The organism is Arthrobacter sp. Hb9-2 (assembly GCF_059091165.1).
Genome location: NZ_JBNHGJ010000028.1, coordinates 62669 through 69623, shown reverse-complemented (window position 1 = coordinate 69623; position 6955 = coordinate 62669). Strand labels below are relative to the sequence as shown.

Here is a 6955-nt window from a genome sequence, read left to right as displayed (position 1 = left end):
ATTACTTCACTGGCCGAACTTGCGGGGACTTCCGGGTTGCCGTGGGGGCTCATGCTGCGTATTCCTTCGTCTTCATTGACTCTTTTGCCCGCTGTTTTGGAGCCGCGCGGCGGGGAGGCCGGTCTCCTGGCCGGCGCGGATGACCAGTTCCTCGCCGAGGGCCTCGATGTTGTCCGCGATTGCTTCCAGGAAGCCGGCGTGGGTTTCCGGGTCAAGGGTGCTGAAGGACGCGAAGGCCTCGGAGGCGGCAGCCGTTGCTGCCTTGAGCTGCTCCTCGGTGAGTAGCGTGTATGTGGGCTCCAGCGCCTGGTTGGTTGCCGGGTCGAAGCCGAACGTGGTTTTGCCTTCGCCGGCAGTGGGCTGTCCGGCGATCAGGGAGTGTCCGGTAAGGGTCACAGTGGTTCCTCCTAGTAAAGGGTGGATCAGGAGAGGGCGGATCAGGAGACGGCCGCGATGAGGGCCTTGAGGTCCGCGAGGTCCTGCTCGGCGAGGTCCTGCAGCGGCGGACGGACCGGCCCGGCGGAGCGGCCAATGGCGTCCAGGCCACCCTTGACGATGGACACGGAATATCCTTTCACACGGTCGCGGATGTCCAGGTAGGGGATGACAAAGTCGTTGAGCTTCTTGTTCACGGCCGCGCGGTCGTTGTTGCGCACGTCCTGGTAGAAGTCCAGGGCGAACTGCGGAACGAAGTTGTACATGGCGCTGGAGTAGGTGCTCATGCCGAGCTGCAGCAGCGGCAGCGCAAAGGTTTCGGCGGTAGGCAGGCCGCCAAGGTAGAAGAGCCGGTCGCCGAGCTTGGCGTAGACCCGGGCGTCGTGCTCAAGGTCGCCCACGCCGTCCTTGAAGCCGATGAGGTTTTCGTGGCGGTCAGCCAGGGTTGCCACCGTGGTGTCCTTGTAGATGGCGTTGGCCCGGTTGTAGATGATGACACCAAGGGAAGTGGCCGCACATACTGCGCTCACGTGCTCGGTCAGCCCGGCCTGGTCCGCTTCTGTCAGGTACGGAGGGAGGAGCAGGAGACCGTCCGCGCCGGCCGCTTCGGCAGCTTTTGCGTTCTCGATCGCTTGCGCGGTGGAACCGCCGGCCGAGGCAAGGACAGGAACCTGGCCGCCCACTTCATCGACGGCGGTGCGCACTACGCGCTCTGATTCGGCCGGGGTCAGTGAGAAGCCTTCGCCGGTACCGCCGGCCGCGAAAAGGCCTGCTACCGGGAAGCTCGCCTGCCACGCCAGGTGCTTGCGGTAGTTCTCCTCATCGAACTGCAGCTCGGCGTCGAATGAGGTGACAGGGAAGGACAGCAGGCCTTCCTTGAGGGTGTCCGCCAGTTCCTGGGGTGAGTACTTTGCCACGGTGTGGTCCTCCGGTGTGTGCGCCGCGGGCGGCGGGCTGATGATTCCTTCCCAGACTAGGAGTGACGCCGATGCCTGTCTAAGTGCAATTTTGTATGTATTGATACCTTCCAGGCATTGCGGGCATTGGCCCCCCAATCTATTCCATGGCGAACTCAAGGTCCCGCAGCAGGCGCTGAAGGGCGGGGTTAGTAATCCTGCGGTTCCAGATGGCGTGCAGCTCAACCTGCTCCCCGTCCCCGCCTGTGAGCGGGAGGAACTCCACGCCCTTGATGCCCAGCAGGGTGGCGGAGTGGGGCACAAAGGCCAACCCGCGCTTTGCTGCAACCAGCGACACCATGGTCAGGATCTGGCTCACGGTGTGGACAACGTTGGCATGGTTGAAGGGGAGCGTCCGGACCACGAGGTCGTAGAAATAGCGGGCCCGGGTGGCGGAATGCATAATCAGCGGCTCCTCTTCGAAGTCCTCCGGCGAGATATCCCGCGCCAACAGCGTCAGTGGATGGCCGGACGGGACGGCCAGGACCATGGACTCGCGGTAAAGGAGGTGGGAGTCGAAGGTCTCCTTGTCGAACGGAGGACGCGCCAGCCCGAGATCCAGTTCGCCCGTCAGCAACCCGTTGAGCTGCTCGCCTGTGACCAGCTCCTGCAGGTCCACATCCACATCGGGAATGATTTGTGAAAGCTCCTCCAGCAGCGGCCCCAGGATGCTGAAGCCGCTGGCGGCGGTAAACCCGATGCGGAGCATGCCCGACCGCCCCGAAGCGATGCGCCGCGCCGTTACCGGCGCCCGTTCGGCAAGGGCCATGAGGCGGCGCGCCTCCTCCAGGAACGTCTGTCCTGCATGCGTCAACTCCACTTTGCGGTTGTCCCGCTCAAGCAGTTCCGCACCCACGATCTTCTCCAGCTTCTGGATCTGGCGGCTTAGCGGGGGCTGCGTCATGTTGAGCCGTTCCGCCGCCCGTCCAAAGTGGAGCTCCTCCGCCACGGCAATAAAGCCGGCAAGCTGGTCAAAAGTAAACATGATGCCTTCCAGGTATCAAATGATGCAGATTTGGGCTTAGACATGCATCATAACCACTCCCTACACTCGACAAAGCGAACGGGGTGACCCGCTTCACAGATGTTCCGGGCCCCAACGCCCGCCGTGCCAACTAGGAGTTCCAATGAAGCACTTCCCCACACGCCGCACGATTCTCGGAGCGGCATCGGCCGTTACGCTGCTGGCGCTGACGGCGTGCGGCAATGTCGCCGGCGGCGGCGCGGCCGACTCGGCCAAATACCCGTCCGGCCCTGTCAACCTCTCCGTGGGCCAGGCTGCCGGTGGCAGCACCGACCTGATTGCCCGAGCCCTCGCCGAAGGTGCCTCCAAGACCCTCGGCCAGCCGATGCCAGTGGTCAACAAGCCTGGCGCCAACGGCGCCCTGGCCACCAAGGAAGTGGCCGGCAAGCCCGCCGATGGCCAGGAATTGGTCCTGCTCAACGCATCCCTGATCACCATCACCCCCTTGGCGGTCAGCGCCGATGAAGCAGTGAACATTGATGACCTGGACATCATTACGGGCTTGTCGCAGGACGATTACGTGCTGGTGGCCAGCGCCGAGTCCGGATTCAAGACCTTCCAGGATGTCACTGGAGCAGGACGCAACGTCACCTTCGGCACCACCGGCGTCGGCACGGGTAGCCAACTTGCCCAGACGGTGCTGTTCAAGCAGGCTGACGTCAAAGGCACGGACATCCCCTTCGACAGCGGCAAACCGGCCCTGACTGCAGTCCTCGGCAACCAGGTGGAGCTCGCCACTATCCAGCTGGGCGAAGCCATGCCGCAGATCGAGGCCGGAAAGGTGAGCCCGCTCCTGGTCTTCTCGGAAGAGCGCAACAGCTTCCTTCCTGACACGCCCACGGCAAAGGAAGCCGGCTATGACGTTCCGGTTGCCCAGTACCGTGCAGTGGCCGCCCCGAAGGGTACCCCGCAGGAGGTCAAGGACAAGCTGCTCGCCGCGTTCCAGGAGTCGTTCAAGTCTGACGCCTACAAGGAGTTCAACAAGAAGAACATGCTGACCCCGAAGGAGATTTCCGGCGAGGAAGTCGTGACGGAATGGAAGGCATACGCAGCGAAGTACAAGGAACTGGTGGAGAAGCACGACATCAGCCTGAGCGGAAATAAGTGATTTCTGTGAAAGGAACCCCCGCAGGACCCGCCGGAGGCAGCAGTGCTACTGCTGCCTCCGGCGGGGACGCCCCCCACACCTTCCCCGATGAAGTCCTGGATGACCTGACCCCAGAGCAACTCGCAGCACAGTGGGAGGAAGAAAAACCTCCCGCAGCCGGAGCCCTCGCCAACGTTGCATCATCATTGGTGGTTCTTGGCGTCGGCGTTGCTGCAGCCATCCTCTCGATGGCAATGGGGCTGGGCACGCCGTCCGCCCCGCAGCCCGGCCTGTGGCCGTTCATCATCAGCTGCGTCATGGTGGCACTGGGCCTGTTCCAGCTGGTTGCCGGCCGGCATAACCGGGACGCGGAAAAGTTCACGCGCATGTCCACCTCGCCGCTCACCGGCCTGGTGACCCTCGCTGCCATGGTGGCCCTCATGCCGCTGATTGGCTTTGAACTGCCTGCCCTGGTGCTCTGCATTATCTGGATGCGCTTCCTCGGCGGCGAAACCTGGCGCTCCACGCTGGTGGTCAGTGCGAGCGTCGTCATCGCTTTTTATGCCATCTTCGTCCTCGCGCTGAACACCTCCGTTCCCCACCTCTTCTAGGAGACCTCCCGTGGATTTTCTCAATCCCGTTATCAACGGATTCGCGGTAGTCCTGGAGCCCACCAACCTCCTTTACTGCCTGATCGGCGTCGTGATCGGCATGCTGATCGGTGTGCTGCCCGGCCTGGGGCCCGCGGCAACCATCGCCATCCTGCTTCCGCTCACCTACAACGTGGAGCCGGTCACCGCCATCATCATGCTCGCCGGAATCTTCTACGGCGCACAGTACGGCGGCACCATCACTTCCGTCCTCCTGCGCCTGCCGGGTGAAGCTTCCTCGGTGGTTACCGTGTTCGACGGCTACCAGATGGCGAAGCAGGGCAGGGCCGGCACGGCGCTGGGCCTGGCCTCCATCGGCTCCTTTGTGGGCGGCACCGCGGCCATTATCGGCTTGACGTTCCTTGCCCCCATCGTGGCCAGCTTCGCCCTGGACTTCGGGCCGCCCGAATACACCGCGCTGGCCATGCTCGGCATCCTCCTCGTGGCAACCATCAGCAGCGGGTCAAAAGCCAAGGCACTCATCGCCGCGGCGCTCGGGCTGCTCCTCGCCACGGTGGGCCGGGACATTTTTACCGGCGAAAGCCGGTTTACGTTTGGCAGTCTGCAACTCGCTGACGGCATCGACTTCGTGCCGATCGCCATGGGCATTTTTGGCCTCGGCGAAATCCTCTACAACCTTGAGGAACGGCACCGGGCCGCCAAGGCGCCGTCGAAAGTCGCCAATGTCTGGCCGTCCCGCAAAGACCTCAAGCAGGCGTCGGGGGCGATCGGACGTGGTTCCGTGCTGGGTTTCTTCCTGGGCATCCTGCCCGGAGGTGGTGCCACCATCGCCTCCATGGCCTCCTACGCCATGGAGAAAAAGCGGGCAAAGCAGCCGGAACGCTTCGGCAAGGGGGCCCCCGAGGGCGTCGCCGGGCCGGAAACCGCCAACAATGCTGCCGCCACATCGTCCTTCATACCCTTGCTGACGCTTGGCATCCCCGCCAACGCCACCATGGCGCTGATGTTCGGTGCGCTGCTGATCCAGGGCGTCACCCCCGGCCCGCAGCTGGTGGAGCAGAACCCCGAGCTCTTCTGGGGCGTGGTGAACTCCATGTACATCGGCAACATCCTGCTTCTGATCATGAGCCTGCCGCTGGTGGGGATCTTCGTGAAGATCCTCCGCGTCCGGGCCGCCATCCTGGCTCCCGTCACGGCCCTGATCACGCTGTTGGGCGCCTACACCATCAACAACAGCATGTTTGATGTGACGCTCGTGGTGGTTTTCGGCATCATCGGCTACCTCATGAAGAAGTTCGGCTTCGAACCGGGCCCCCTGGTGCTGGCCTTCGTGCTCGGCGAGTTGCTGGAGAGCTCCATGCGCCGTTCCCTGCTGGTCTTCGGCGGCGATCCCCTTGGGTTCTTCGGCCGTCCCATCTCCGCCACGCTGCTGGTGGTCTTCGTTCTAGTAGCTGTACTTCCGGCCATACGTACCGTCATCGCCAAGCGCAAGCGCAGTTCAACTGCCCTAACATCATCTGTCACGCCGGACATCAAGGAGAAGGTATGAGCATCATCGTCGGATTCGTCCCAACGCCCGCAGGACAGGCCGCACTCGCAGCAGGCATCGCCGAAGCAAAGCTCCGCAACGAGGACCTGGTGATCGTCAACTCGGCCCGGCAGGGTGCCCTGGTGGACAAGTCTGTGGCTACGGAGGACGTTTTGGCGCAGGCTGCCAAGCGTGCTGCCGACGTCGGAGTAACGGCAACGGTCATCCAGCCGCCCTACCAGCACGACCTTGCCGATGAGTTCCTCGATGTTGCCAGGGAAGTTGATGCCTCGCTCATCGTTATTGGCCTCCGGCACCGCACCCACGTAGGGAAGTTCATCCTGGGCAGCCATGCCCAGCAGATCCTGATGCAGGCGGACCGCCCGGTCCTGGCCGTCAAAGCCGACGGCGGGCACTTCTAAGGCAGATGACGGGAAGCTCCAATGTACAAACACAATCCCGCCCGCCGCAGCCCGGTGCCCGCAGCTGCGCCTATCCCTGACTGGTCCAAACTGTGCAGGAACGATCACGTGGAGGTCCGTACAGCCGGTGGGGCCATGATCTCCGGAACCATCGACATGATCGCCGCAGACCGCAGCGTTTTCTGGATCATCAGGAACGACGGCGCCGGGAGGACCATGCTCTGTTCCGTTGACGGCGTTACGGTCATCAAGGTAGCGCAGGACGGGGCACCCGCCCGGACGCAGGCACCTTCACAGGTTCAAGCGCGGGTCGGGCCGCCGCGCGAACAGGCGGCTGCTTGACGCCGGCCCTATGACTGCCCGCGGACGTGTTCCGCGAGGGCATCAAGGACCGGCAGTTGGCCCTTGACCAGCTTGAACCGTGCTTCCGCCTCGGGAAACCAGCGGGCATCGTCAATTTCCGGGTAGTGCTGGATCCGGCCCGAACCCTTGGGCCACTCCAGCGGGAAAGTGTTGCTGACGATCCGGTCCGGCTGGAAGTCCTGCTCTGCAGTAAACACCGTGATGATCTTGCCGGACGGCTGCCGGAACTGCCCGAGCTGCTGGTAATCCGCGGCCGGGGCGGGCGAACCCATCTCTTCGGCGAACTCCCGCAGGGCGGCCGCCAGCGGATCTTCGTCCACGGTGTATTCGCCCTTCGGCACTGACCAGGCATGTGCGTCCTTGCGTGCCCAAAACGGGCCGCCCATGTGGGCTATCCAGACTTCCAGGCCGCCGGGGTTTGCCCTCCTGTACAGCAGTAGTCCTGCGCTGAAAACCGGCATCTGTCCTCCACCTGCTGACATTTCACAATCAACGGTAGTTGCCGTCCAACGTTAACCTGCAGTTCACG

At 63.4% G+C, this 6955-nt stretch carries 8 protein-coding genes and 1 pseudogene; 5 read left to right on the top strand and 4 right to left on the bottom strand.

Annotated features, from left to right (window positions below):
• Positions 1-99 precede the first annotated feature (99 nt).
• The 3 genes and pseudogenes from AC5RV1_RS15590 to AC5RV1_RS15580 all read right to left on the bottom strand — a co-directional run.
• Positions 100-396: pseudogene (locus tag AC5RV1_RS15590) on the bottom strand (aldehyde dehydrogenase family protein); the annotation flags it as partial.
• A gap of 41 nt (positions 397-437) precedes the next feature.
• Complete coding sequence (kdgD, locus tag AC5RV1_RS15585) at positions 438-1352, bottom strand: 5-dehydro-4-deoxyglucarate dehydratase (protein WP_493995168.1); 915 nt, start codon at positions 1350-1352, stop codon at positions 438-440.
• A 139-nt stretch (positions 1353-1491) separates the two neighbouring features.
• The gene (locus tag AC5RV1_RS15580; RefSeq protein WP_493946020.1) at positions 1492-2376 is read right to left on the bottom strand and encodes a LysR substrate-binding domain-containing protein; all 885 of its coding nucleotides are present in this window, start codon (positions 2374-2376) and stop codon (positions 1492-1494) included.
• A gap of 142 nt (positions 2377-2518) precedes the next feature.
• Between AC5RV1_RS15580 and AC5RV1_RS15575 the strand changes: the two genes are divergently transcribed.
• The 5 genes from AC5RV1_RS15575 to AC5RV1_RS15555 all read left to right on the top strand — a co-directional run bounded on the left by AC5RV1_RS15575 (position 2519) and on the right by AC5RV1_RS15555 (position 6405).
• Positions 2519-3523: a Bug family tripartite tricarboxylate transporter substrate binding protein gene (locus AC5RV1_RS15575; RefSeq protein WP_493946021.1), complete on the top strand. Its 1005-nt coding sequence runs from the start codon at positions 2519-2521 to the stop codon at positions 3521-3523.
• A gap of 5 nt (positions 3524-3528) precedes the next feature.
• The gene (locus AC5RV1_RS15570) at positions 3529-4113 is read left to right on the top strand and encodes a tripartite tricarboxylate transporter TctB family protein (protein WP_493995173.1); all 585 of its coding nucleotides are present in this window, start codon (positions 3529-3531) and stop codon (positions 4111-4113) included.
• Between the two features lie 10 nt (positions 4114-4123).
• Positions 4124-5662, top strand: a complete 1539-nt coding sequence (locus AC5RV1_RS15565) for a tripartite tricarboxylate transporter permease (RefSeq protein ID WP_493995167.1) — start codon at positions 4124-4126, stop codon at positions 5660-5662.
• Entirely contained in the window at positions 5659-6063 is a 405-nt protein-coding gene (locus AC5RV1_RS15560) for a universal stress protein (protein ID WP_493995166.1), read from the top strand. Before AC5RV1_RS15565 ends, AC5RV1_RS15560 begins: the two co-directional genes overlap by 4 nt.
• Before the next feature lie 108 nt (positions 6064-6171).
• Entirely contained in the window at positions 6172-6405 is a 234-nt protein-coding gene (locus AC5RV1_RS15555) for a hypothetical protein (RefSeq protein ID WP_493995165.1), read from the top strand.
• 8 nt (positions 6406-6413) lie between these two features.
• On the opposite strand, the gene AC5RV1_RS15550 is transcribed toward AC5RV1_RS15555, so the two are convergent.
• Positions 6414-6887 (bottom strand): NUDIX hydrolase, encoded by a 474-nt coding sequence (locus AC5RV1_RS15550; RefSeq protein WP_493995164.1) that lies wholly within the window; start codon positions 6885-6887, stop codon positions 6414-6416.
• Positions 6888-6955: the final 68 nt, after the last annotated feature.